18 protein-coding genes and 6 tRNA genes are annotated in these 24,506 nt (G+C 58.7%); 18 read left to right on the top strand and 6 right to left on the bottom strand.

Features of this window, described 5'->3' with window-relative positions:
* Positions 1–13 precede the first annotated feature (13 nt).
* The gene (fur, locus tag GT753_RS01640; RefSeq protein ID WP_004939939.1) at positions 14–460 is read left to right on the top strand and encodes a ferric iron uptake transcriptional regulator; all 447 of its coding nucleotides are present in this window, start codon (positions 14–16) and stop codon (positions 458–460) included.
* Between the two features lie 248 nt (positions 461–708).
* Here the strand turns inward: fur and GT753_RS01635 are convergent, their stop codons facing one another.
* The 5 genes from GT753_RS01635 to nagE form a co-directional block, all read right to left on the bottom strand.
* Positions 709–3,366 carry a beta-N-acetylhexosaminidase gene (locus GT753_RS01635; protein WP_076740484.1) on the bottom strand — a complete coding sequence of 886 codons (2,658 nt, stop codon included), beginning with the start codon at positions 3,364–3,366 and terminating at the stop codon, positions 709–711.
* Between the two features lie 13 nt (positions 3,367–3,379).
* Positions 3,380–3,706, bottom strand: a complete 327-nt coding sequence (gene chiQ, locus GT753_RS01630; RefSeq protein ID WP_004939944.1) for a ChiQ/YbfN family lipoprotein — start codon at positions 3,704–3,706, stop codon at positions 3,380–3,382.
* A gap of 46 nt (positions 3,707–3,752) precedes the next feature.
* Positions 3,753–5,156, bottom strand: coding sequence for an OprD family outer membrane porin (locus GT753_RS01625; protein WP_004939945.1), 1,404 nt, complete (start codon positions 5,154–5,156; stop codon positions 3,753–3,755).
* Positions 5,157–5,734: 578 nt separating this feature from the next.
* Positions 5,735–7,399: a glutamine--tRNA ligase gene (glnS, locus tag GT753_RS01620; RefSeq protein ID WP_015376953.1), complete on the bottom strand. Its 1,665-nt coding sequence runs from the start codon at positions 7,397–7,399 to the stop codon at positions 5,735–5,737.
* A 240-nt stretch (positions 7,400–7,639) separates the two neighbouring features.
* Complete coding sequence (gene nagE / locus GT753_RS01615; RefSeq protein WP_031299992.1) at positions 7,640–9,676, bottom strand: N-acetylglucosamine-specific PTS transporter subunit IIBC; 2,037 nt, start codon at positions 9,674–9,676, stop codon at positions 7,640–7,642.
* A 334-nt stretch (positions 9,677–10,010) separates the two neighbouring features.
* On the opposite strand from nagE, the gene nagB reads away from it, so the two are divergent.
* From nagB to GT753_RS01555, 12 genes are all read left to right on the top strand, one after another.
* The gene (gene nagB / locus GT753_RS01610; RefSeq protein WP_004939952.1) at positions 10,011–10,811 is read left to right on the top strand and encodes a glucosamine-6-phosphate deaminase; all 801 of its coding nucleotides are present in this window, start codon (positions 10,011–10,013) and stop codon (positions 10,809–10,811) included.
* A gap of 18 nt (positions 10,812–10,829) precedes the next feature.
* Positions 10,830–11,969, top strand: a complete 1,140-nt coding sequence (gene nagA / locus GT753_RS01605) for an N-acetylglucosamine-6-phosphate deacetylase (protein WP_015376951.1) — start codon at positions 10,830–10,832, stop codon at positions 11,967–11,969.
* Positions 11,970–11,996: 27 nt separating this feature from the next.
* Complete coding sequence (locus tag GT753_RS01600) at positions 11,997–13,217, top strand: N-acetylglucosamine repressor (protein WP_004939956.1); 1,221 nt, start codon at positions 11,997–11,999, stop codon at positions 13,215–13,217.
* 67 nt (positions 13,218–13,284) lie between these two features.
* Positions 13,285–14,037 carry an HAD-IIA family hydrolase gene (locus tag GT753_RS01595; protein WP_004939957.1) on the top strand — a complete coding sequence of 251 codons (753 nt, stop codon included), beginning with the start codon at positions 13,285–13,287 and terminating at the stop codon, positions 14,035–14,037.
* 190 nt (positions 14,038–14,227) lie between these two features.
* Positions 14,228–15,670, top strand: a complete 1,443-nt coding sequence (locus GT753_RS01590; RefSeq protein WP_160125196.1) for a carbohydrate-binding protein — start codon at positions 14,228–14,230, stop codon at positions 15,668–15,670.
* A gap of 284 nt (positions 15,671–15,954) precedes the next feature.
* A complete protein-coding gene (gene asnB, locus GT753_RS01585) occupies positions 15,955–17,619 on the top strand; it encodes an asparagine synthase B (protein ID WP_015376949.1) in 1,665 nt (554 codons plus the stop codon).
* Positions 17,620–17,838: 219 nt separating this feature from the next.
* A tRNA-Met gene (locus tag GT753_RS01580) sits at positions 17,839–17,915 on the top strand.
* Positions 17,916–17,931: 16 nt separating this feature from the next.
* Positions 17,932–18,016: transfer RNA gene (locus tag GT753_RS01575), tRNA-Leu, on the top strand.
* A gap of 30 nt (positions 18,017–18,046) precedes the next feature.
* Positions 18,047–18,121 (top strand) — tRNA-Gln (locus GT753_RS01570).
* A 44-nt stretch (positions 18,122–18,165) separates the two neighbouring features.
* Positions 18,166–18,240: transfer RNA gene (locus GT753_RS01565), tRNA-Gln, on the top strand.
* Positions 18,241–18,281: 41 nt separating this feature from the next.
* A tRNA-Met gene (locus tag GT753_RS01560) sits at positions 18,282–18,358 on the top strand.
* A gap of 4 nt (positions 18,359–18,362) precedes the next feature.
* Positions 18,363–18,437 (top strand) — tRNA-Gln (locus GT753_RS01555).
* Positions 18,438–18,524: 87 nt separating this feature from the next.
* Here the strand turns inward: GT753_RS01555 and ubiF are convergent.
* Positions 18,525–19,706 (bottom strand): 3-demethoxyubiquinol 3-hydroxylase, encoded by a 1,182-nt coding sequence (ubiF, locus tag GT753_RS01550; RefSeq protein WP_021504618.1) that lies wholly within the window; start codon positions 19,704–19,706, stop codon positions 18,525–18,527.
* A gap of 197 nt (positions 19,707–19,903) precedes the next feature.
* On the opposite strand from ubiF, the gene miaB reads away from it, so the two are divergent.
* The 5 genes from miaB to corC all read left to right on the top strand — a co-directional run bounded on the left by miaB (position 19,904) and on the right by corC (position 24,506).
* A complete protein-coding gene (gene miaB / locus GT753_RS01545; protein ID WP_033633929.1) occupies positions 19,904–21,328 on the top strand; it encodes a tRNA (N6-isopentenyl adenosine(37)-C2)-methylthiotransferase MiaB in 1,425 nt (474 codons plus the stop codon).
* A 118-nt stretch (positions 21,329–21,446) separates the two neighbouring features.
* The gene (locus tag GT753_RS01540; RefSeq protein WP_004939967.1) at positions 21,447–21,782 is read left to right on the top strand and encodes a zinc ribbon domain-containing protein YjdM; all 336 of its coding nucleotides are present in this window, start codon (positions 21,447–21,449) and stop codon (positions 21,780–21,782) included.
* 234 nt (positions 21,783–22,016) lie between these two features.
* Positions 22,017–23,072 carry a PhoH family protein gene (locus GT753_RS01535; protein ID WP_004939969.1) on the top strand — a complete coding sequence of 352 codons (1,056 nt, stop codon included), beginning with the start codon at positions 22,017–22,019 and terminating at the stop codon, positions 23,070–23,072.
* Positions 23,069–23,542 (top strand): rRNA maturation RNase YbeY, encoded by a 474-nt coding sequence (gene ybeY, locus GT753_RS01530; protein WP_004939970.1) that lies wholly within the window; start codon positions 23,069–23,071, stop codon positions 23,540–23,542. Before GT753_RS01535 ends, ybeY begins: the two co-directional genes overlap by 4 nt.
* 85 nt (positions 23,543–23,627) lie before the next feature.
* Positions 23,628–24,506 carry a CNNM family magnesium/cobalt transport protein CorC gene (gene corC, locus GT753_RS01525; RefSeq protein WP_004939973.1) on the top strand — a complete coding sequence of 293 codons (879 nt, stop codon included), beginning with the start codon at positions 23,628–23,630 and terminating at the stop codon, positions 24,504–24,506.

The following is a 24,506-nucleotide window of genomic DNA, read 5'->3' as shown; positions in this document are numbered from 1 at the left end:
GGACTGAATTCGCATGACCGACAACAACATCGCATTGAAGAAGGCCGGCTTAAAAGTCACGCTTCCGCGACTCAAAATCCTGGAAGTACTGCAAAATCCGGAATGCCATCACGTCAGTGCGGAAGATTTGTACAAAAAACTGATTGATATGGGCGAAGAGATCGGCCTGGCAACGGTTTATCGCGTACTGAACCAGTTTGACGATGCGGGCATTGTGACACGTCACAACTTCGAAGGCGGCAAGTCCGTGTTCGAGCTGACCCAACAGCATCACCACGATCACCTGATTTGCCTGGACTGCGGCAAAGTGATCGAATTCAGCGACGAATCCATCGAAGTGCGCCAGCGTGATATCGCCAAGCAGCACGGCATCAAGCTTACCAACCACAGTCTGTACCTGTACGGCCACTGTGAAACCGGTGACTGCCGCGAAGACGAATCGCTGCACGACAAGAAATAAGCCTCACCGGCTATGAGAAACCGCCTCACATTGAGGCGGTTTTTTTATGCCCGCCGTACAACGGGCAAAAAAATCCCCGGGCAAGCCGGGGAAAGATCATGTCATGAAATACTACAATTGCAGCGGCACTGCGACTCCACGTACTGCTCTCACTTCAACATCCGCCCCACGCCGGCACGCGCGGGGGCGAACGCATTCCCCCTTCGTTAAGCGGCCCGCCGCCATGACGACAGGCCGATGTGCCGGGCTTAGACCTTCTCGGCGCGGCTGTAACGTTTACCGTCCGGGCTGACCGAGCGCACCTGTACTTCGCCGGAGACCGCCGGTTTGGCCTTGGCATCATAGCGCTGCCACTGCTTACCGCCGTCGGTGGAGTACTCGATGCCCAATCCCGGCAGCGCGATATTCGCTTCCAGCTTGCCGCCCGCCACGCGCGCGCCCGGCACCGGCAGACGGTAAGCGACGCCGCCTTTGTCCAGCTTGGCCAGTTCTCGTTGGCCCAGGATATTGGCGAAGCGCAACCAGTCTTTCTCCAGCGCCTTGGTGTCGACAAAGTGGGTTTCCCCGCCTTTGTATTCACGGCCGGCGCGATAGTCCTGCTCCCAACCGGCTCGGTGCCAGGCGCGTTCCGCCACCGACAGCGCGCGCGGGAAGATCATGTATTCCATCTGCGGATCGGTGCGCTGGGTTTCGCTCCACAGCTGAGCGGACAGACCGTAGGCGCCCGGCCACGGCTTGTCGCTTTTGGCGTTAAAGTGGTTGCCGTCGCGGTCGACCGAGGTTTCCGCGTTCTGCGGCATGTTGTCCGGCGCGAAGCTGAACACCTTGCGCTCGTCGCTGAAGCGGGTGCCCCAGTAGTAACCACGCTCGTCCGGGTTCACCTCGTAAGGGAAGTCCATGTAGACGTAGTCCGGGTTGGAGACCACCACTTCATACCCTTTGTTGGCCCAGTCGTTGACGCTATCGAAACCGCCCCAATACAACGTATCCCAGAAGTTGACGCCCACGCGCGAGGTGGCGAACGCCTTTGCGTTCTCGGCGTCTTTCAAGCCGTCTTGCCAGGCCTGCATTCTGTCGATGCCGTGCGCCTTCACCAGCTTGCTGACCTCCTGGCCGAAGTAGCTCGGCAGGTGTTCCATGTCGGCCACCTTGCCTTCTTTGATCATCGTCTGGCAAACCTGCGACTTGGCCCACGGCTTGTCTTCGTTGCTCTGGTCGATGATGCCTTTACCCGGCTCCGGTTTCGCCTTGTCGGTATAGCCGGCGCCCAGGCGGATGTTTTTCGCCTCATCGCCGCCGAAGTGCCAGGTTTTGATCGGCTGCCCGGCTTCTTTATGCATCTGGGCAATCTCGCCAATCACCTTGTCGACAAAGCGCTGGGAGGAATCCAGGCACGGGTTCAGGTAGCTCTGGCGGTTAAAGAACTGCACCGAGGTGGTATTGGAGGTATCGGTCGGATCCACCAGGCGGAACTCGTTGGCCTCCTGCTCTTTGCCGGCGGCATGCAGTTTCTTGTAGCGCGCTTCCATAGAGACCACCGCCGCGCGGGCGTGCGCCGGCATGTCGATCTCCGGGATCACCTCAATCTGGCGCGCCTGGGCGTATTTGATGATGTCGATATAGTCCTGACGGCTGAAGAAGCCGCCGTAGACGTCCGGCCCCTGGCCGTACTGCGGCAGCAGGCAGGTGGTTTCGCTCAGATCGTGGCAGCGCTGGCCGCCGACTTCCGTCAGCTCCGGCAAACCGGGGATCTCGATGCGCCAGCCTTCGTCATCGCTCAGGTGGAAGTGGAATTTATTGAGCTTGTAAGCCGCCATCTGATCCAGCAGGCGCAGCACCGCGTCCTTCTTATGGAAGTTGCGCGCCACGTCAAGGAAAATGCCGCGATACTGGAAGCGCGGCGCATCGCTGGCGTCGAGCGTGGCGATCTTGCCGCTGCCGTCGCTCGGCACTAACGACAGGATCGACTGCAACCCGTAGAACACCCCGGCCTGATCGAAGCCGATCACCCGCGCCTCTTTCTTACCGATTTTCAGCTCATAAGCGCCCGGCACCGCCATCGCGCCTTTAAACTTGCCCGGCTGGATGTCGGTCTTGATCGGGTAACCGTTGGCCTGAACCGGCACGCCCAGCAGCGCGAAGCGCTGGTTGACGACGTCCGCCGCCGGCTTGACCAGCGTGCTCAGATCCGGCGATACCCCTTTGCGCAGGTCGGCGTCCTGTGCGTGCACTTTCACCTGCATCGGTGTCGGCACGATCTGGCCGCGCAGCGCGCCGGCGGGCAGCGTCTGCAGATCGGCATTGCTGACAAAGCGCGAAGCCGGCGTCATCAGAATGTTTTTGTCGTCCTTGGTGCGCTTCCACTGATCGCCGGTGAACGGCGCCACGAACTGGTCCAGGTTTTCGGTGTCGGTATTCGCCAGCATTTTCGGCTTGGCGTCGCCGGAGGTGGCATACCAGCGCGGCAGGAAGTCGTTTCTGAACAGCTGCCAGTATTCGGCGACCACCGGGATTTCCACCGCCTTGCCGGCAGGGAAACCGCTGAATTTGGCGGTCGGCTCCAGCTTGTACAGATCGCCGGTCAGATGCGCGATCTTGAACTGATCGTTATCCACCCGCAAGGTCTGGCGCGGGCTGTGGAAATAGATGACCCAGTCCTTGCCGTCGATCGCCTGCCCGTCGTTGCTGAGGGTGAACAACACCCGGTTGCATGAGGCCCAGTCGGCGCCCAGCGCCGCGCAATCCACGCCGTTTTCGCCGGCGCGGTTATCCAGCATTTTCACGTTCAGCTTCAGCTGGCTCAGCTGATCCACCAGCTGTTGATCGGCCATGGCATTACCCATGCCGCCCAGGAATCCCATCGTTGCCGTCAAAGCGGCCAGTGCGCTCAGTTTGAATGCGTTCATCTTCTCGTCCTTCTTAATTATTGTTATCGCGAATTTCTTGCCACAGCTTGCCGCACTTGGCGTCGTAAGCCTGACCGTTACCGCTGTGCACCGCCATAATGCAGTTCTGATAATCCATCACCCGCACCGTTTCCTGCGCGGCGAACTGCTGGTGCTGTTTCTCTTGTTTCAGCACGTTCAACACCGCCTTGCAGGGCTGCAGACGCTCCGGCGAACCTTCGGCGGTGTTGATGCAGGCGCTGTAAGCCTGCTTCAATTTGGCGTCTTCCGGCGGCGCGGCGGGTTGCGCGCAGGCGCTCAAGGCCGCGGCGGCCGCCAACATCAGCATGATTTTTTTCATCGTTGAATTCCCTTAACTGCCCCCGGCGACGAGGCCGGGGAACGCATCAGAAGATGGTGAATGGCGCGATGACCATGAACTTGACGTCTTTCTCGTCCTGGAAGATGTTGCCGTAACCGCCGCCCCAGCTCGGGATGTTGGTGTGGTTGTCATACTGGGTGTAGTGCAGCTTGATCAGCGTGCCCTTGGCGCGCCCTTCCTGGATGGTGTACATCGCGTCCAGGCTCCAGGCGCTCTCTTTCAGGCGCTGGCTCTGATCGTAGATCGGGTTGGTGCTCGGCTTGGCGTCCCAGGCGTAAACGTAGGAGCCGCCGACCGCCATGCCCGGCAGGTTCCAGTTGCTGAGGTCATACATCACGCCGGCGTACACCGCTTTCTCGCCGTTGGCGTTAAAGTCGGAGCGGTTGTCCCACCACACGTCCAGGCGGCCGTTGGACGAGGCGTAGGTCGGGGTCATGCGCTGCAGGAAGAAACCCTGGTTGCCTTCCGCCTTGACCATGGTGCCTTCCAGACGCCAGTTGAACTGGCCGGTGGTGTAACCGAAGGTCAGCGCCTGCAGCCAGGCCAGCCCGTCGTAGATGCTGTTCGGATCGTTCTTGTCGCTGATGCGATCTTCCGCACCGTAGAACTGGTAACTGGTGGTCAGCGGGTTGCCCAGCACATCGAATTTGTAAGACGCCTTGGTGAAGTACTGATTCACGTAACCCTGGGCCTGGCCGAAGGCGGCTTCCAGCACCAGATCGTTTTTGAAATCGTACTTGGCGCCCAGCGAGTGCAGGTAGGAGACGCGGGTTTTCTTATCGTTCTGGCGGAAGTCGTCCACCTCGATATGCCACGGCGCCTTGTATTTGTCGGCCCACATGTAGGAGAAGCTCAACGCGCCGGCATCGCCGTAGTCGAACTTGGCGCCGGCCTCGGCGCCCTGATAGGTGCCCGGCATAAAGCTCCAGTGCGGCGCCAGCAGGGTTTGGCCGCTCGGCTGAATATAGCCGGCGCGCGCCCAGACCGGGCCGTATTTGAACTTGGCGGCGGCTTTGTACAGGCTGACGCCGCCTTTGTCACCGGAATAGTCTTCGTCGTAGGTACGGTTTTTTGAGGAGAACGCGATCTCGTTAGGGTGGCCGCTGGCGCTGGATTCCGCCAGCTCGATGGCGGTAAAGGCACCGACATCCAAGCCGAACATGTCCCAGGCGTAGCCCGAGGCGAAATCCAGGCTCAGGTTGGCGGTAGAGTGCGACAGGTTGGTGGTGTATTGGTTGTAATCCTTGCTGTCCGGATTGAGATCTTTACGGTCGCGCTCACGTTGCCAGTAATAGATGCCGCCGGTCAGCGTGGAATCATCGATAAACCCTGCGGCTTTCGCCTCAGGCGCCATGGCAAACCCTGTTCCCAACAGCGCGCCCGCGACTGCGAGCGCCAGCGTTTTACGCTGAGCACCGTGCGTACCCATATTGAAATTCCTCTTTGACTTAACTTAAAAGTTGCAGCCGCCTGTGTTCACCACTGCCCTGCACGACTGCCAATAAAAAACCCGAACGGGTAAAAAAAATTGCCGACGAGATGTTATTCCCACAGCACTAATTGCTACAGACAGACTATTTTTCGCGACGCGAATTATCAAATGAAAAATGCGGGAGATTTGTCAAAATATGACAAGGAGCACATATCAGTGAGATTTTGTTACGCCGGTGTTCATGGAAGGTGTCGAATAAAAAATTCAATTAAATCAGAATAAATTGAGATACGAGGTCAACAAGAGACGATTAATGGTTTCAGCCTGACCAAATCCGTCATTCAGACAATAAAAATTGAGAGCGCTCTCCAAATGAAATTAATTCGCATCACGAATATATAAGTAAAAATTAAGATTATTAAGTCCAATATCAGAAAACTTATTGATTAACGCACCGCGGTTAATTAAGCACAGCCCGGAATAACGCTGCAGGAATAGATGATTTGCTCAATGGCAGACATAAAAAAAGCGCGGCCTAAGCCGCGCTGATTCATTAATTTCCAAGGCGAATAAGATTAGCCTTCGATTTTCGCCCAGGTGTCACGCAGACCAACGGTGCGGTTAAACACCAGATGCTCGGCCGACGAGTAACGGTTGTCAGCACAGAAGTAGCCTTCACGCTCGAACTGGTAGGCCTTCTCCGGCTGGGCGGCCGCCAGACTCGGCTCGACGAAACCGTGCTTGATGACCAGCGATTCCGGGTTGATGGTGGAGAGGAAATCCTCCGCCGCGCCCGGGTTAGGCACGCTGAACAGGCGATCGTATAGGCGAATTTCCGCCGGCAGCGCGTGCGCCGCGGACACCCAGTGGATCACGCCCTTCACCTTGCGGCCGTCGGCAGGATCTTTGCTCAGCGTTTCCGCATCGTAGCTGCAGAAGATGGTGGTGATCTCGCCCGCTTCGTCCTTCTCGACGCGCTCGGCCTTGATCACGTACGCATTGCGCAGACGCACTTCCTTACCCAGCACCAGACGCTTGTACTGCTTGTTGGCTTCTTCGCGGAAGTCGGCGCGATCGATATAGATCTCACGGCTGAACGGCACATCGCGGCTGCCCATTTCCGGCTTGTTCGGGTGGTTAGGCATGGTGACCATTTCCACCGCGTCGCCCATGTTCTCGATGACGATTTTCACCGGATCCAGCACCGCCATGGCGCGCGGGGCGTTCTCGTTCAGATCGTCGCGAATGCAGGATTCCAACGCCACCATCTCGACGTTGTTGTCTTGCTTGGTCACGCCGATGCGCAGGCAGAACTCGCGAATCGAGGCGGCGGTATAACCGCGGCGGCGCAGACCGGAGACGGTCGGCATGCGCGGGTCATCCCAACCTTCGACGATCTTCTCGGCCACCAGTTGGTGTAGCTTGCGCTTCGACATGATGGCGTATTCGAGGTTCAGACGCGAAAACTCGTACTGCCGCGGGTGGCAAGGAATGGTGATGTTATCCAGCACCCAGTCATACAGACGGCGGTTATCCTGGAACTCCAGGGTGCACAGCGAATGGGTGATCCCTTCCAGCGCATCGGAAATGCAGTGGGTGAAATCATACATCGGGTAGATGCACCATTTGTTGCCGGTCTGGTGGTGTTCGGCAAACTTGATGCGGTACAGCACCGGATCGCGCATCACGATAAACGGCGAAGCCATATCGATCTTGGCGCGCAGGCAGGCGGCGCCTTCGGCGAACTCGCCGTTGCGCATCTTCTCGAACAGCGCCAGGTTCTCTTCCACGCTGCGGTCGCGGTACGGGCTGTCTTTGCCCGGCGAGGTCAGGGTGCCGCGATATTCACGGATCTGCTCCGGCGACAGCTCATCGACGTAGGCCAGCCCTTTGGTAATCAGCTCAACCGCATACTGGTGCAGCTGATCGAAATAGTCTGAGGAGTAATGAACGTTGCCGCTCCACTCAAAGCCCAGCCACTCCACGTCGTGCTTGATTGACTCCACGAACTCGATGTCTTCTTTCACCGGGTTGGTGTCATCGAAACGCAGGTTGCACTGGCCCTGATAGTCCTTGGCGATGCCGAAGTTCAGGCAGATGGACTTGGCGTGGCCGATATGCAGATAACCGTTAGGCTCCGGCGGGAAACGGGTATGTACCGACGTGTGTTTCCCCGACGCCAGATCTTCATCGACGATCTGACGGATAAAATTGGTTGGGCGGGCTTCAGCCTCACTCATTTCACTGTTCCTCAATGCAAAGCGCTACACATAACCGCCTATGATCCAACAAGCCACGTCTGGAAACAACCGTTTGTTTCACGAAAAATGCGGCATATTGCACCATCGGCGCGCAGCGCACCGCCGTGGAGCGAAATGGGATAAAAAAAGCGGGAAGAGATCGCTCTCTTCCCGCCAAGTCGGGGCAAACTCCGCCATGATGCGTGACCGGCCCCGGGTACTACTCAGGTAAAAACAGCCTTATTTCTGGATCTCGTACAGCTTGGTCTGACCGGCGACCACCGAGCCGCTGGCCAGCGCCGCCAGGCCGGCATAGTCGTCAGAATTGCTGACTACCACCGGGCTTATCATCGAACGCGCATTGGCGTTCAGGTAATCCAGATCCAGTTCCAGAATCGGTTGACCGGCTTTCACTTCCGCGCCTTCCTCCACCAGGCGTTTGAAGCCCTGGCCTTCCAGCGCGACGGTGTCGATCCCCATGTGCACCACGATCTCAGCGCCCTTGTCGGTTTCCAGGCAGAAGGCGTGGTTGGTATTGAAGATTTTCACCACGGTGCCGTCAGCCGGCGACACCACGATGTTGTCGGTCGGGCGAATCGCCAGGCCGTCGCCTACCGCCTTGCTGGCGAAGGCTTCGTCCGGCACCTGATCGAGCGCCACCACTTCACCGGTTACCGGCGCCACCAGCGTTTCAAACGCGGCTTTCGGTGCGTTCGGCACCGCCTGCGGTTTGGCTTCTGCAGCAGGGGCCGCCGCCGGAGCCGCCGCTGCCGCTACCGGGCCGGCCGCGATCACGTTGCGCATCGCGCTGGCGATAAGTTCGGCACGGGTGCCGACGATCACTTGCACGCTCTGCTTGTTCAGGCGGATAACGCCCGATGCGCCGAGGCGTTTCGCCAACGCGTCGTTCACCAGCGCGGAGTCTTTCACATTCAGACGCAGGCGGGTGATGCAGGCATCGATGCCGGTCAGGTTGTCGGAGCCGCCGATCGCGCCGACGTAGCGACGGGCCAGCGTGGTGGTTTCGTTCTCGTCTTTACCGGCGTTGCTGTCGACGTTGACGTCGTAGCCGTCGGTTTCGTCACCGGCAACCGCCAGCTCGCGGCCCGGGGTCATCAGGTTGAACTTGTTGATAGTGAAGCGGAACACCACGTAGTAGATGACGAAGAACGCCAAGCCTTGCGGGATCAGCATGTACCAGTGGGTCGCCAGCGGGTTGCGGGACGACAACACCATATCGACCAGGCCGGCGCTGAAGCCGAAACCGGCGATCCAGTGCATGCTGGCGGCGATGAACACCGAGATACCGGTCAGCACGGCGTGGATCACATACAGCACCGGCGCCACGAACATGAAGGAGAATTCCAGCGGTTCGGTGATACCGGTAAAGAAGGCGGCGAACGCGGCCGCCAGCATGATGCCCGCCACTTTGGCTTTGTTCTCAGGACGCGCGCAATGATAAATGGCCAGCGCCGCACCCGGCAGACCGAACATCATAATCGGGAAGAAGCCCGCCTGATAACGGCCGGTGATGCCGACAACCGCTTTACCGGCTTCGATCGACTGCTGGCCACCGAGGAAGTTAGGAATATCGTTGATGCCGGCCACGTCGAACCAGAACACCGAGTTCAGCGCGTGGTGCAGGCCAACCGGAATCAGCAGGCGGTTGAAGAAGGCATAGATGCCCGCGCCGACCGAGCCCATTTTCTGGATGTGTTCACCGAAGTTCACCAGACCGTTGAAGATCACCGGCCAGATGTACATCAGAATGAAAGCGACCAGGATCATCAGGAAGGAGATGAGGATCGGCACCAGGCGGCGGCCGCTGAAGAACGACAGCGCCTTAGGCAGCTCGACGCCGCTGAAGCGGTTGTACACTTCGGCGGAAATGATGCCCACCAGAATACCGACGAACTGGTTCTGGATCTTGCCGAACGCGGCAGGCACCTGATCCAGCGGGATCTTCTGAATCATCGACACGGCGGCCGGTGAACAGAGGGTGGTCAGCACCAGGAAGCCGACGAAGCCGGTCAACGCGGCGGCGCCGTCCTTGTCTTTGGACATGCCGTAGGCCACGCCGATAGCGAACAGCACCGACATGTTGTCGATGATAGCGGAGCCGGATTTAATGAAGAAAGCGGCGAGCGCGTTGTCGCCGCCCCAACCAACAGGGTCAATCCAGTACCCGACGCCCATCAAGATGGCGGCGGCGGGCAGCGTGGCGACCGGCACCATCAGCGCCCGTCCCACCTTTTGCAAATAACTAAGAATGTTCACCTTTTCCCCCTATGTTGTCCGCGGACGGACCCTATTAGTAGTTTATTTGGAGCTCTCACTACCTTTTTAGAAACAACGCATGGCACGTATCACTCATGCCGAGTGTAAAAAATTTATTTTGTATCGCAAATTAAAACCTCCCTTTTTGTGATAAATATCACCAAAAAGTAGTCTTTACCTCCCAGATTGCTGGCCATCACACAAAACTTATTTTATCATTCAAAAAATCAACCGGACGGACGATTCACGCGAGAATCATAAAGCTGGGTTACGCTTAGGACTCCCGCAGGCCCGTACAGTATAGCTTTAGTTTACTTATCCCAAGAGGTGTTAGATGAGACTTATCCCACTGAAAGATACCGCACAAGTCGGCAAATGGGCCGCGCGTCATATCGTTCAACGCATCAACGCATTCAAGCCAACCGCAGAGCGCCCGTTTGTACTCGGCCTGCCTACCGGCGGCACGCCGCTGGAAGCCTACAAACATCTGATTGCGATGCACAAAGCAGGTGAAGTAAGCTTTAAGCATGTTGTGACTTTCAACATGGACGAGTACGTTGGCCTGCCGCAGGAACACCCGGAAAGCTACCACACCTTCATGTACCGCAACTTCTTTGATCACGTTGATATTCCTCGTGAAAACATCAACCTGCTGAACGGCAACGCCGCGGATGTCGACGCCGAGTGCCGCCAGTACGAAGAGAAGATCAAGTCTTACGGCAAAATTAACCTGTTCATGGGCGGCGTGGGCATCGACGGCCATATCGCGTTCAACGAGCCGGCTTCGTCCCTGGCTTCGCGCACCCGCATCAAAACGCTGACCGAAGACACCCGCATCGCCAACTCGCGCTTCTTCGGCGGCGACGTCAGCCTGGTGCCGAAATATGCGCTGACCGTCGGCGTGGGCACGCTGCTGGACGCGGAAGAAGTGATGATCCTGGTCACCGGCCACGCCAAGGCGCAGGCGCTGGAAGCCGCAGTGGAAGGCAACATCAACCACATGTGGACCATCAGCTGCCTGCAGCTGCACGCCAAAGCGGTGGTGGTGTGCGACGAACCGGCCACCATGGAACTGAAAGTCAAAACCGTCAAATACTTCCGCGAGTTAGAAGCGGAAAGCGTGAAAAGTCTTTAATCTTTGCAGGGGGCTACGATGTTCGCTTTAACCCACGGCCGAATCTATACCGGCCACGACGTACTTGATGACCATGCAGTCATTATCGCTGATGGGCTGATCGAGAAAGTCTGCCCGGTGGCTGAATTGCCCGCCGGCATCGAAACGCGCGACCTGGGTGGCGCCATCCTGGCCCCCGGGCTTATCGACGTGCAGCTGAATGGCTGCGGCGGCGTCCAGTTCAACGATTCGCTGGAAGCGATCTCGGAAGAAACGCTGGAGATCATGCAGCGCGCCAATGAGAAATCCGGCTGCACCAGCTATCTGCCGACGCTGATCACCAGCAGCGACGAATTCATGAAGCACAGCGTCGACGTGATGCGCGCTTATCTGAAAAAGCACCAAAATCAGGCGTTGGGCCTGCACCTGGAAGGGCCGTACCTCAGCCCGGTGAAAAAAGGCACCCACAACCCGGCGTTCATTCGCAAGCCGACCCAGGACATGATCGATTACCTGTGCGCCAACGCCGACGTGATCACCAAGGTGACGCTGGCGCCGGAAATGGTTGAGCCGCACTTTATCAAGCAGCTGACCGAGGCCGGCATCGTGGTCTCCGCCGGCCACTCGAACGCCACCTACGATCAGGCGCGCACCGGCTTCGCCGCCGGTATCAGCTTCGCCACCCACCTGTACAACGCCATGCCGTATATCACCGGCCGCGAACCGGGGCTGATGGGGGCTATCTTCGATACGCCGGAGGTCTATACCGGCATCATCGCCGACGGCCATCACGTGGCCTGGGCGAGTATCCGTAACGCCAAACGCCTGAAAGGTGATAAATTGGTCTTGGTCACCGACGCGACCGCACCGGCGGGTGCAGATATTGACCAATTTATTTTCGCCGGTAAAACAATATACTATCGGGACGGGCTGTGCGTGGATGAGAACGGCACCCTGAGCGGTTCCGCGCTGACCATGATCGAAGCGGTGCAAAACAGCGTCGAGCATATCGGCATCGCGCTGGACGAAGCGCTGCGCATGGCGACGCTGTACCCGGCGCGCGCGATCGGCGCCGATCGCCGTCTGGGCACCATCGAAGCCGGCAAGGTGGCTAACCTGACCGCCTTCACCCGTGATTTCAAGATCACCAAAACGCTCGTTAACGGTAACGAGGTTTAATTCAATGAACAGCGAGTAACATTATTGATGAGCACTGGCGGACAAGCACAAATAGGGAACGTTGACTTAGTCAAACAACTTAACGGCGCGGCAGTTTATCGCCTGATCGACCAACAGGGCCCGATCTCGCGCATTCAAATCGCCGAACTCAGCCAGCTCGCCCCCGCCAGCGTCACTAAGATTACTCGCCAGCTGCTGGAGCGCGGGCTGATCAAAGAAGTCGATCAGCAAGCCTCCACCGGCGGCCGCCGCGCGATCTCCATCGTGTCGGAAACCCGTCATTTCCATACCGTCGCGGTGCGCCTCGGCCGCCACGACGCCACCATCACGCTGTATGACATGAGCGGTAAGTCGCTCAGTGAAGAACACTATCCGCTGCCGGAACGCACCCAGGAAACGCTGGAGAATGCGCTGTTTGCCGCCATCGCCCAATTCATTGAAGCGAACCAGCGCCGCCTGCGCGAACTGATCGCCATCGCGGTGATCCTGCCTGGCCTGGTGGATCCGGCGCTGGGCGTGGTGCGCTATATGCCGCACATCAGCGTCAGCAACTGGGCGCTGGTAGACAACCTGCAGCAGCGCTTCAACGTCACCAGCTTCGTCGGCCACGACATCCGCAGCCTGGCGCTGGCGGAGCACTACTTCGGCGCCACCCGCGACTGTGAAGACTCGATTCTGGTGCGCCTGCACCGTGGCACCGGCGCCGGCATCATCGTCAACGGGCAGATTTTTCTCGGCAACAACGGCAACGTCGGCGAGATCGGCCATATCCAGATCGATCCGCTCGGCGAACGCTGCCACTGCGGCAACTTCGGCTGCCTGGAGACGGTGGCCGCCAACGCGGCGATCGAACAGCGCGTGCGCCAGCTGCTGAGCCAGGGCTACCCGAGCAAACTGACGCTGGAAGACTGCGGCATCAACGCCATCTGCAAGGCCGCCAACCGCGGCGATCTGCTGGCCAGCGAAGTGATCGAACACGTCGGCCGCTATCTGGGCAAGGCGGTGGCCATCGCCATCAACCTGTTCAATCCGCAGAAGGTGGTGATCGCCGGTGAGATCACCGAAGCGGACAAGGTGCTGCTGCCGGCGATCCAGAGCTGCATCAATACCCAGGTGCTGAAGGACTTCCGCAAAAATCTGCCGGTGGTGACCTCCGAACTCAATCATCGCTCGGCGATCGGCGCTTTCGCCCTGGCCAAACGCGCGATGCTCAACGGCGTGCTCTTGCAGCGATTGCTGGAAAGCTGATCCGCCGCTTCTGGCAGGTGTGTTATCGTCACTTCTTGCCTGCCGTAATCATGAGAAACAGCGACAAATGAAAATCAAAAACGTTATATGCGATATCGACGGCGTGCTGCTGCATGACAATACGCCGGTGCCCGGCGCCGATCTGTTCCTGGCGCGCATCCAGGAACAAGGCATGCCGCTGGTGGTGCTGACCAACTACCCATCACAGACCGCACAGGATTTGGCGAACCGCTTCGCCGCCGCCGGGCTGGAAGTGCCGGAGAGCGCGTTCTATACCTCGGCGATGGCCACCGCCGACTTCCTGCGCCGTCAGGAAGGTAAAAAAGCCTATGTGGTCGGCGAAGGCGCGCTGATCCATGAGCTGTACAAAGCCGGTTTCACCATCACCGACATCAACCCGGATTTTGTGATCGTCGGTGAAACCCGCTCTTACAACTGGGACATGATGCACAAAGCCGCCTACTTCGTCAGTAACGGCGCGCGCTTTATCGCGACTAATCCGGATAGCCACGGCCACGGCTTCTCGCCGGCCTGCGGTGCCCTGTGCGCGCCCATCGAGAAGATCACCGGCCGCAAGCCGTTTTATGTCGGCAAGCCCAGCCCGTGGATCATTCGCGCCGCACTGAACAAAATGCAGGCGCACTCGGAAGAGACGGTGATCGTCGGCGACAACCTGCGCACCGACATTCTGGCGGGCTTCCAGGCCGGCCTGGAAACCGTGCTGGTGCTGTCCGGCGTCTCCACGCTGAGCGACATCGAAACCATGCCGTTCCGCCCGAGCTACGTTTACCCTTCCGTCGCCGATATCACCATCTTCTGATGCGACCATGGCGGCCGCCCGGCCGCCGTTATTTCCTTCTCCCCCAGCGTCAGTTTGAATTTAATTCGTTCATGGCCGTAAAAGGTTTCAGCCTGCCTGCGTTAAAAATCCTCATTATAACGTTACGCCCCGCCAATAGCTGATATTGCCGGCGAGCGGAAAACCCTTACCCCTAATTAATGAGGCTACCATGAGCACAAATAACACTATTAATGCCGTCGCCGCCGATGACGCGGCCATTATGCCGTCTATCGCCAATAAAAAGATCCTGATGGGTTTCTGGCACAACTGGGCCGCCGGCGCCAGTGACGGCTACCAGCAAGGGCAGTTCGCCAATATGAACCTGACCGACATTCCCACCGAGTACAACGTGGTGGCCGTCGCCTTTATGAAAGGCCAGGGCATCCCGACCTTCAAGCCTTACAACCTGTCCGACACCGAGTTCCGCCGCCAGGTGGGCGTGCTGAACAGCCAGGGCCGCGCGGTGCTGATCTCCCTCGGCGGCGCAGACGCGCATATCGAGCTGAAAACCGGCGACGAAGACAAGCTGAAAGACGAGATTATTCGCCTGGTGGAAGTCTATGGCTTCGACGGCCTGGATATCGATCTGGAACAGGCGGCGATCGGCGCCGCCAATAATAAAACCGTCTTGCCTGCGGCGTTGAAAAAAGTAAAAGACCATTACGCCGCGCAGGGAAAAAATTTTATTATCAGCATGGCGCCGGAATTCCCGTATTTACGCACCAACGGCACCTACCTGGATTATATTAATGCCCTCGAAGGCTATTACGACTTTATCGCGCCGCAATATTATAACCAGGGCGGCGACGGTATTTGGGTGGATGAACTCAATGCCTGGATCACGCAGAATAACGACGCCATGAAAGAGGACTTCCTCTACTACCTGACGGAAAGCCTGGTTACCGGCACCCGCGGCTATGCGAAGATCCCGGCGGCGAAATTCGTCATCGGCCTGCCAAGCAACAACGATGCCGCCGCCACCGGCTACGTGGTCAACAAACAGGCGGTGTATAACGCTTTCTCGCGTCTCGACGCCAAAAACCTGTCGATCAAGGGCCTGATGACCTGGTCAATCAACTGGGATAACGGCAAGAGCAAAGCCGGCGTCGCCTACAATTGGGAGTTCAAAACCCGCTATGCGCCGCTGATTCAGGGCGGCGTCACCCCGCCGCCGGGAAAGCCTAATGCGCCGACGGCGCTGACGGTCGCCGAACTGGGCGCCACCTCGCTGAAACTGAGCTGGGCCGCCGCCACCGGCGCTTTCCCGATCGCCAGTTACACCGTCTACCGCAACGGCAACTCGATCGGCCAGACCGCCGGTCTGTCGCTGGCTGACGGCGGTCTGACGCCGGCGACCCAGTACAGCTACTTCGTTACCGCAACCGATAGCCAGGGCAATACCTCGCTGCCGAGCAGCGCGCTGGCGGTCAAAACCGCCAACGACGGCACGCCGCCCGATCCGGGGGTGCCCGAGTGGCAGAACAACCACAGCTACAAGGCTGGCGACGTGGTGAGCTATAAAGGCAAGAAATATACCTGTATCCAGGCGCACACCTCCAACGCCGGCTGGACGCCGGACGCCGCCTTCACCCTGTGGCAGCTCATCGCCTAATCGCTAATCGATTGCCGGCCAAACTGGCCGGCAATCCCGCCATCACGCTAAAAATTGCATAATCGATAATTTTTCACGTCGATAACTGAACATCCGTTAAAAACCACACCTAAGCAAACAACTATTTCTCAACGCATGGCTAAAACGCTTGCATCTCCCGCAGCTTTTGGCGCATTTTCATAACCACAGCGCAGCAAAACCGGGTTATCGCTGATAAATCGGCAATGCTGCCCATAACAGTAAAAAACAACATCACAGTCATAAAAGCCCGTTAGGAGAGTTGTATGTGTTCTATTTTCGGTGTGCTCGATCTGAAGTCCGATCCCGTTGAACTGCGTAAGAAAGCGCTGGAACTGTCACGTCTGATGCGCCACCGCGGCCCGGATTGGTCCGGCGTTTACGCCAGCGACAAAGCCATTCTGGCTCACGAACGCCTGTCGATCGTCGACGTCAACAATGGCGCTCAACCGCTGTACAACGCTGCGCACACCCACGTTCTGGCGGTCAACGGCGAAATTTACAACCATCAGGCGCTGCGCCAACAGCTGAGCGAACGCTACGCGTTCCAGACCGGTTCCGACTGTGAAGTGATCCTGGCGCTGTACCAGGAGAAAGGCCCGGACTTCCTCGACGATCTGCAAGGCATGTTCGCCTTCGCCCTGTATGACACCGAAAAAGACGCCTACCTGATCGGCCGCGATCACCTGGGCATCATTCCGCTGTACATGGGCCACGACGAGCACGGCAACCTGTACGTCGCCTCGGAAATGAAAGCGCTGGTGCCGGTGTGCCGCACCATCAAGGAATTCCCGGCCGGCAGCTACCTGTGGAGCCAGGACGGTGAGATTCGTGAATATTATCGCCGCGATTGGTTCGATTACGACAGCGTCAAGGACAACGTGACCGACGCCGCCACCCTGCGCACCGCGCTGGAAGAGTCGGTGAAAAGCCACCTGATGTCCGACGTACCTTACGGCGTGCTGCTGTCGGGCGGGCTGGATTCCTCGGTCATTTCGGCGATCACCAAGAAGTACGCCGCGCGCCGCGTGGAAGATCAGGAACGCAGCGAGGCCTGGTGGCCACAGCTGCACTCCTTCGCCGTAGGCCTGGAGGGCTCGCCGGATCTGCGCGCCGCGCAAGAGGTGGCCAACCATCTGGGCACCGTGCACCATGAAATCCACTTCACCGTACAGGAAGGCCTGGACGCCATCCGCGACGTGATTTATCACATCGAAACCTACGACGTCACCACCATTCGCGCCTCGACGCCAATGTACCTGATGTCGCGCAAAATCAAGGCGATGGGCATCAAGATGGTGCTTTCCGGTGAAGGCGCGGACGAAGTGTTCGGCGGCTACCTGTACTTCCATAAGGCGCCGGACGCCCGCGAATTCCACGAAGAGACCGTACGCAAACTGCTGGCGCTGCACATGTTCGACTGCGCGCGCGCCAACAAGGCGATGTCCGCCTGGGGCGTCGAAGCCCGCGTGCCGTTCCTGGACAAGAAATTCCTCGACGTGGCGATGCGCATCAACCCGAAAGATAAAATGTGCGGCAACGGCAAAATGGAAAAACACATCGTTCGCGAATGTTTCGAGTCCTATTTGCCGGCCAGCGTGGCCTGGCGCCAGAAAGAGCAGTTCTCCGACGGCGTCGGCTACAGCTGGATCGACACGCTAAAAGAGGTGGCTGCGCAGCAAATCAGCGATCAACAGCTCGAAACCGCGCGTTTCCGCTTCCCGTACAACACGCCGACCTCGAAAGAAGGCTACCTGTACCGCGAGATCTTCGAAGAGCTGTTCCCGCTGCCGAGCGCCGCCGAATGCGTGCCGGGCGGCCCGTCCGTCGCCTGCTCGTCCGCCAAGGCCATCGAATGGGATGAATCGTTCAAGAAGATGGACGATCCTTCCGGCCGCGCCGTCGGCGTGCACCAGGCCGCCTATAAATAAACGCGCGGCGTTTTCCCTTGGGGCGGGCCTTTTGGCCCGCCTTTTTGTTGCCTTTTCCGCCCGCCAACTGCCTGAATTGCCGATTTTATCGCCATAATGTTCACAACCCAGACAAACGGCGCTTCCGGGCGCTTTTTCGGGAAAAAACTTGTTGACGCAAATCGGTCATATACGCATAATGCGCCCCGCAACGCCGATGAAGGCAAAGCAAAAAAAGAGGGCTACGTAGCTCAGCTGGTTAGAGCACATCACTCATAATGATGGGGTCACAGGTTCGAATCCCGTCGTAGCCACCATCTCTTTTTTGCATTTGCGGGAGTGGCGAAATTGGTAGACGCACCAGATTTAGGTTCTGGCGCCGCAAGGTGTGCGAGTTCAAGTCTCGCCTCCCGCACCATTTCTCTTCATCGTCGGCGCAGTATGTTGATGGGGTATCGCCAAGCGGTAAGGCACCGGTTTTTGATACCGGCATTCCCTGGTTCGAATCCAGGTACCCCAGCCATATTCTTTCGGGAACGGGGTTTCAACATAAGATTTGTTTGCAGGTGGGGTATCGCCAAGCGGTAAGGCACCGGTTTTTGATACCGGCATTCCCTGGTTCGAATCCAGGTACCCCAGCCATAACAAACTGCTTGCAAATCAAAGAAGTAAAAAGTAACATCGGCTACGTAGCTCAGCTGGTTAGAGCACATCACTCATAATGATGGGGTCACAGGTTCAAATCCCGTCGTAGCCACCATAATTGGGGTGTCGCCAAGCGGTAAGGCTCTGGTTTCTGATACCAGCATACCCAGGTTCGAATCCTGGCACCCCAGCCATATTTAGAAAAGCCCGCTTCGGCGGGCTTTTTGCTGTCTGGCGTTCAGCCATCCTTAATAGGCCCAGCCGCCGCTGAGCCCTGTCGGTTACAATCCTAACGCGTACTTCAACGCATGTTCTTTCAGCTTGCCCGCCCGCTGCGCGGCCATCAGCGCCAGATTGCGCGCCACGTTCAGCGGAGCCAGATTATTGCTGAAGGCGGTATAAAATAGATCCATGCCGCTCTGCATCAGCAGATTGTCGGTACGGCGACGGCGCTGATAACGCAGCAGCACCGCCTCGCTGCTCCAGTCCTCTCCCTGCTCCCGCGCCTCGCTCAACACGCTCAGCAAGGCATCCACGTCGCGATATCCCAGATTGACGCCCTGCCCGGCCAGCGGGTTGATGGTATGCGCCGCATCCCCCAGCAGCGCCAACCCCGGCAGCACGTAACGCTGCGCATGACGCCGCGTCAACGGGAACGATCCGGCGGCGTGCACCTTGACCGGGCCCAGCCGCGCTGGAAAAGCGGTGGCGATCTCACGCTCCAGCTGCGCCGGCGGCATCGCCTGCAGTTGGCGAATGCGCTGCGGGCTGTCATACCACACCAGCGATGCCCAGCTGTCGTACAGCGGCAGGAAGGCGCGCGGCCCGGACGGGAAGAAGCGCTGCCAGGTCACATCCTGCTGCGGCGCGCCGGTATCGACGGTGATCAACATGCACGCCTGACGATACTGCCAGCCGTTGGTGCCGATCGCCGCCAGCTTGCGCACCTGCGAGTTGGCGCCATCGGCGCCGATAACCAGCCGCGCCTGCAGCGTTTCACCGCTGTCCAGCGTCAACTGCCAGGCCTTGTCCGCCCGCTGCAGCGATTGCAGCCTGGCGGGGCACAGCAACGTCAGGTTGGCGCACTGCGCGAACTGCTGCCACAGCGCCAACTGCAGAATACGGTTTTCCACCATAAAGCCCAGCTCCGGCAACCCCAGTGACACCGCGTCGAACGCCACCCGCGACGATGCCCATTCCCAGGTCTCCAGCCGGCGATACGGCGCCGTGCGCATCGCCGTCACGGCCGGCCAGGCGCCGAGCTGTTTCAGCAGCCCCACCGAGGTGCAGCCGATAGCGGAAATGCGCAGATCCGGCGGGCTTTGCGCCTCGAACGCCTGCGGCGCCTGATGTTCCAGCAACGCCACCGACCAGCCCGCCTGCGCCAGCCCGAGGGCCGCCGCCGCGCCGACCATGCCGCCGCCCACCACCACCGCGTCATACCGATTTTGAGATGTCTTCATATTGGCTATGTTTTCTGTGTGAATGCTCGCCATCCCACCCGGCATGGCGTTTTGCGCAGTGTACCGGATTTTCGCTTCGGCTTCAGGTTGCGTGCCATTTTCCCCCGCGCTGGTCACAACGGCGGCAAATGATTACAATACGCGCCCTGCATGTCGCGTAACGCAACTTTCGCTCCGCACTGAGTAATGGCAAGTCAATGACGAAAAAACTACATATCAAAACCTGGGGCTGCCAGATGAATGAGTACGATTCATCGAAAATGGCCGACCTGTTGAACAGCACGCACGGCTTCGAGTGGACCGAAAACGCCGAAGAAGCGGACGTGCTGTTGCTGAACACCTGCTCGATCCGTGAAAAAGCGCAGGAGAAAGTTTTCGCCATGCTGGGGCGCTGGCGCTTGCTGAAAGAAAAGAACCCGTCTGTCATCATCGGGGTCGGCGGTTGCGTGGCCTCGCAAGAAGGGGAACTGATCCGCAGCCGCGCGCCGTGCGTCGACGTGGTATTCGGCCCGCAGACCTTGCACCGCCTGCCGGAAATGATCAACCACGTTCAGGGCACCCGCAGCCCGGTGGTTGATATCAGCTTCCCGGAGATCGAAAAATTCGACCGTTTGCCGGAACCGCGCGCCGAAGGCCCGACCGCGTTCGTGTCGATCATGGAAGGCTGCAACAAATACTGCACTTTCTGCGTGGTGCCTTACACCCGCGGTGAAGAAGTGAGCCGTCCGAGCGACGACGTGCTGTTCGAAATCGCCCAGCTGGCGGCGCAGGGCGTGCGCGAGGTCAACCTGCTCGGCCAAAACGTCAACGCTTACCGCGGCGCCACGCATGACGGCGATATCTGCTCGTTCGCCGAACTGCTGCGCCTGGTGGCGGCCATCGACGGCATCGATCGCATTCGCTTCACCACCAGCCACCCGATCGAGTTCACCGACGATATCATCGCGGTGTACGAAGACACGCCGGAGCTGGTCAGCTTCCTGCATCTGCCGGTGCAGAGCGGTTCGGATCGCATCCTGACCATGATGAAACGCGCGCATACCGCGCTGGAGTACAAGGCGATTATCCGCAAGCTGCGCAAGGCGCGCCCGAACATTCAGCTCAGCTCCGATTTCATCGTCGGTTTCCCGGGCGAGAGCCAGGCCGACTTTGAACAGACCATGAACCTGATCGCCGACGTCAACTTCGACGTCAGCTTCAGCTTCATCTATTCGTCGCGCCCGGGCACCCCGGCGGCGGACATGGTTGACGACGTCAGCGAAGAAGAGAAAAAGCAGCGGCTGTACATTCTGCAGGATCGCATCAACCAGCAGGCGCTGCAGTTCAGCCGCCGCATGCTCGGCACCGTCCAGCGCATTCTGGTGGAAGGCACCTCGCGCAAAAGCGTGATGGAACTGGCCGGGCGCACGGAATGCAACCGTGTGGTAAACTTCGAAGGCACGCCTGACATGATCGGCCAGTTTGTCGACGTGGAAATTACCGAGGTGCTGACCAACACCCTGCGTGGCGCAGTGGTGCGCACCGAGCAGCAGATGGATCTGCGCGTACATGAATCCCCGCAGTCGGTGATCGCCCGTACCCGCAAAGAAAACGCGCTGGGCGTCGGCATTTACCAGCCCTGACGCCGCGGCGGCCGCCTTATCGCCGCCCGTTCGCGCTACTCCTTACCGTTTCTCCGCCGGGCGTCCGCGCCCGGTGATGTTCTTTTTTATTTTTTTATTGTTGAAGAGGCGACATAACATGCAACTCCCACACTGCCCGAAGTGCAACTCCGAATACACCTACCAGGACAATGCCCTGTTCATCTGCCCTGAGTGCGCCCATGAGTGGAGCGACAGCGCCCCGGCGGAAGATCAGGACGCGCTGATCGTCAAAGACGCCAACGGCAACCTGCTGGCGGACGGCGACGCGGTCACCGTGATCAAGGACCTGAAGGTCAAAGGCAGTTCCTCGATGCTGAAAATCGGCACCAAGGTGAAAAACATTCGTCTGGTGGAAGGCGATCACAACATCGACTGCAAAATCGACGGTTTCGGCCCGATGAAACTGAAATCCGAATTCGTGAAAAAGAACTGATTCCCAGCTGTCTTGTCCTGTGATGACGCGGCGGGCTTTGCGCCCCGCCGCGTTTTTTCCTTGTCTTCCCTTGAATTCCGCCGACGGCGCACAGATAGATCAGCGGTAAACTTGCGCCGTTGCGGCGCACCATGAATAATTCAAGAAAGAGAGTATTCAGGCTCGTCCTGAACGCGCGCGTCCCGGACGCGCTATGTGACATCAACCAGGCCCGATGTGACCTAGAGGAATAGTTTGAACGTCGCAACACAAGAAATTTTGTTAGAGCCCGCAGACAACCAGCGTTTGCTCAGCCTGTGCGGCCCGTTTGATGACAACATCAAGCAACTCGAGCGCCGATTGGGCATCGAAATCAATCGCCGCGACAACCGTTTCAAGCTGGTCGGCAAGAACCTGTGCGTGGTCGCCGCCGCCGATATCCTGCGCCATCTTTACGTGGATACCGCGCCGATTCGCGGCGTGATCCCGGATATCGATCCGGAGCAAATCCATCTGGCGATCAAAGAGAGCCGGGTGCTGGAACAGGTGGCCGACAGCGTGCCGGATTACGGCAAGGCGGTCACCATTAAAACCAAGCGCGGCATGGTGAAACCGCGCACGCCTAACCAGGCGCAATACATCGCCAACATTCTCGATCACGACATCACCTTCGGCATCGGCCCGGCGGGCACCGGCAAAACCTACCTGGCGGTCGCCGCCGCGGTGGATGCGCTGGAACGCCAGGAAATTCGCCGCATTCTGCTGACCCGCCCCGCAGTCGAAGCCGGCGAAAAGCTGGGCTTCCTGCCGGGCGATCTGAGCCAGAAGGTCGATCCTTATCTGCGCCCGCTGTACGACGCCCTGTTCGAAATGCTGGGCTTCGAGCGCGTGGAGAAGCTCATCGAACGCAACGTGATCGAAGTCGCACCGCTGGCCTATATGCGCGGCCGCACGCTGAACGACGCCTTTATCATTCTGGATGAGAGCCAGAACACCACCATCGAACAGATGAAGATGTTCCTGACGCGCATCGGTTTCAACTCGAAGGCGGTCATCACCGGCGACGTCACCCAGATCGACCTGCCGCGCAACCAGAAATCCGGCCTGCGCCACGCGGTGGAAGTGCTGTCGGACGTGGAAGAGCTGAGCTTCAACTTCTTCCACAGCGAAGACGTGGTGCGCCACCCGGTGGTGGCCCGCGTGGTCATCGCCTATGAGGCCTGGGAAGCGGCCGAACAGAAACGCAAAGACGCGATTGCCGAACAACGTAAGCGCGAGGCGCTCGCCGCCTCCGAGCAGGAGACACCATGAGTCAGGTGATTTTGGATCTGCAGATTGCCTGTGAAAGCAGCGACGGCCTGCCGGACGAGGCCACCTTCCAGCGCTGGCTGGAAGGCGTGCTGCCGCAATTTCAGGAAGAGGCCGAGGTGACCGTGCGTCTGGTGGACGAAGCGGAAAGCCACGAGCTGAACCTGACCTACCGCGGTAAAGACAAGCCGACCAACGTGCTCTCTTTCCCGTTCGAAGCCCCGCCGGGCATCGAGCTGCCGCTGCTCGGCGATCTGATCATCTGCCGCCAGGTGGTTGAACAGGAAGCGATTGAGCAAGGCAAGGCGCTGGAGGCCCACTGGGCGCATATGGTTGTCCACGGCAGCCTCCATCTGCTAGGGTATGACCACATCGAAGACGATGAAGCCGAAGAAATGGAGTCTTTGGAAACCGAAATCATGCACGGACTGGGCTATCCTGATCCGTACCTGGCGGAAAAAGACCCCGTCTGACGTCAGCCGTTTACCCTACAGCCCCTCTGCGGGGCTGTCGCTGACGCCCCTTAACTCTGACATGAGTGACAGTAACGAAAACGCCATGAGCGACGACCATTCACAAAGCAATGACAGCCCCAGTCCCAAGAAGGGGTTCTTTACTCTTATCCTTAACCAGTTGTTCCACGGCGAGCCCAAAAACCGTGGCGATCTGGTCGAGCTGATCCGCGATTCCGAACAAAACGACCTGATCGATCCCGATACCCGCGACATGCTGGAAGGCGTGATGGATATCGCCGAACAGCGCGTGCGCGACATCATGATCCCCCGCTCCCAGATGGTGACGCTCAAGCGCAACCAGACGCTGGAAGAGTGCCTGGACGTGATTATCGACTCCGCCCACTCGCGTTTCCCGGTGATCAGCGAAGACAAAGATCACATCGAAGGCATCCTGATGGCCAAGGATCTGCTGCCGTTCATGCGCGCAGATTCCGAGCCGTTCAGCATCGACAAGGTGCTGCGCACCGCGGTGGTGGTGCCGGAAAGCAAGCGCGTCGACCGGATGCTGAAAGAATTCCGCTCCCAGCGCTATCACATGGCGATTGTCATTGACGAATTCGGCGGCGTGTCCGGCCTGGTCACCATCGAAGATATCCTGGAACTGATCGTCGGCGAGATCGAAGACGAATATGACGACGAAGACGATCTGGATATCCGCCAGCTCAGCCGCCACATGTACACCGTGCGCGCACTGGCCCCGATCGAAGACTTCAACGAAGCCTTCGGCACCCACTTCAGCGATGACGAGGTCGATACCATCGGCGGTCTGGTGATGCAGGCCTTCGGCCACCTGCCGGCGCGCGGGGAAACCATTGAAATCGAAGGTTACCTATTTAAAGTTGCCATGGCCGACAGTCGACGTATCATCCAGGTTCATGTAAAAATTCCGGACGATTCTCCACCACCGAAACTGGAAGATTAA

It is taken from the genome of Serratia sp. Z4, assembly GCF_009900725.1.
Lineage (GTDB): Bacteria > Pseudomonadota > Gammaproteobacteria > Enterobacterales > Enterobacteriaceae > Serratia > Serratia nematodiphila.
The sequence above is the reverse complement of the archived record's forward strand: the minus strand, read 5'-3'. Positions and strand labels throughout refer to the sequence as shown.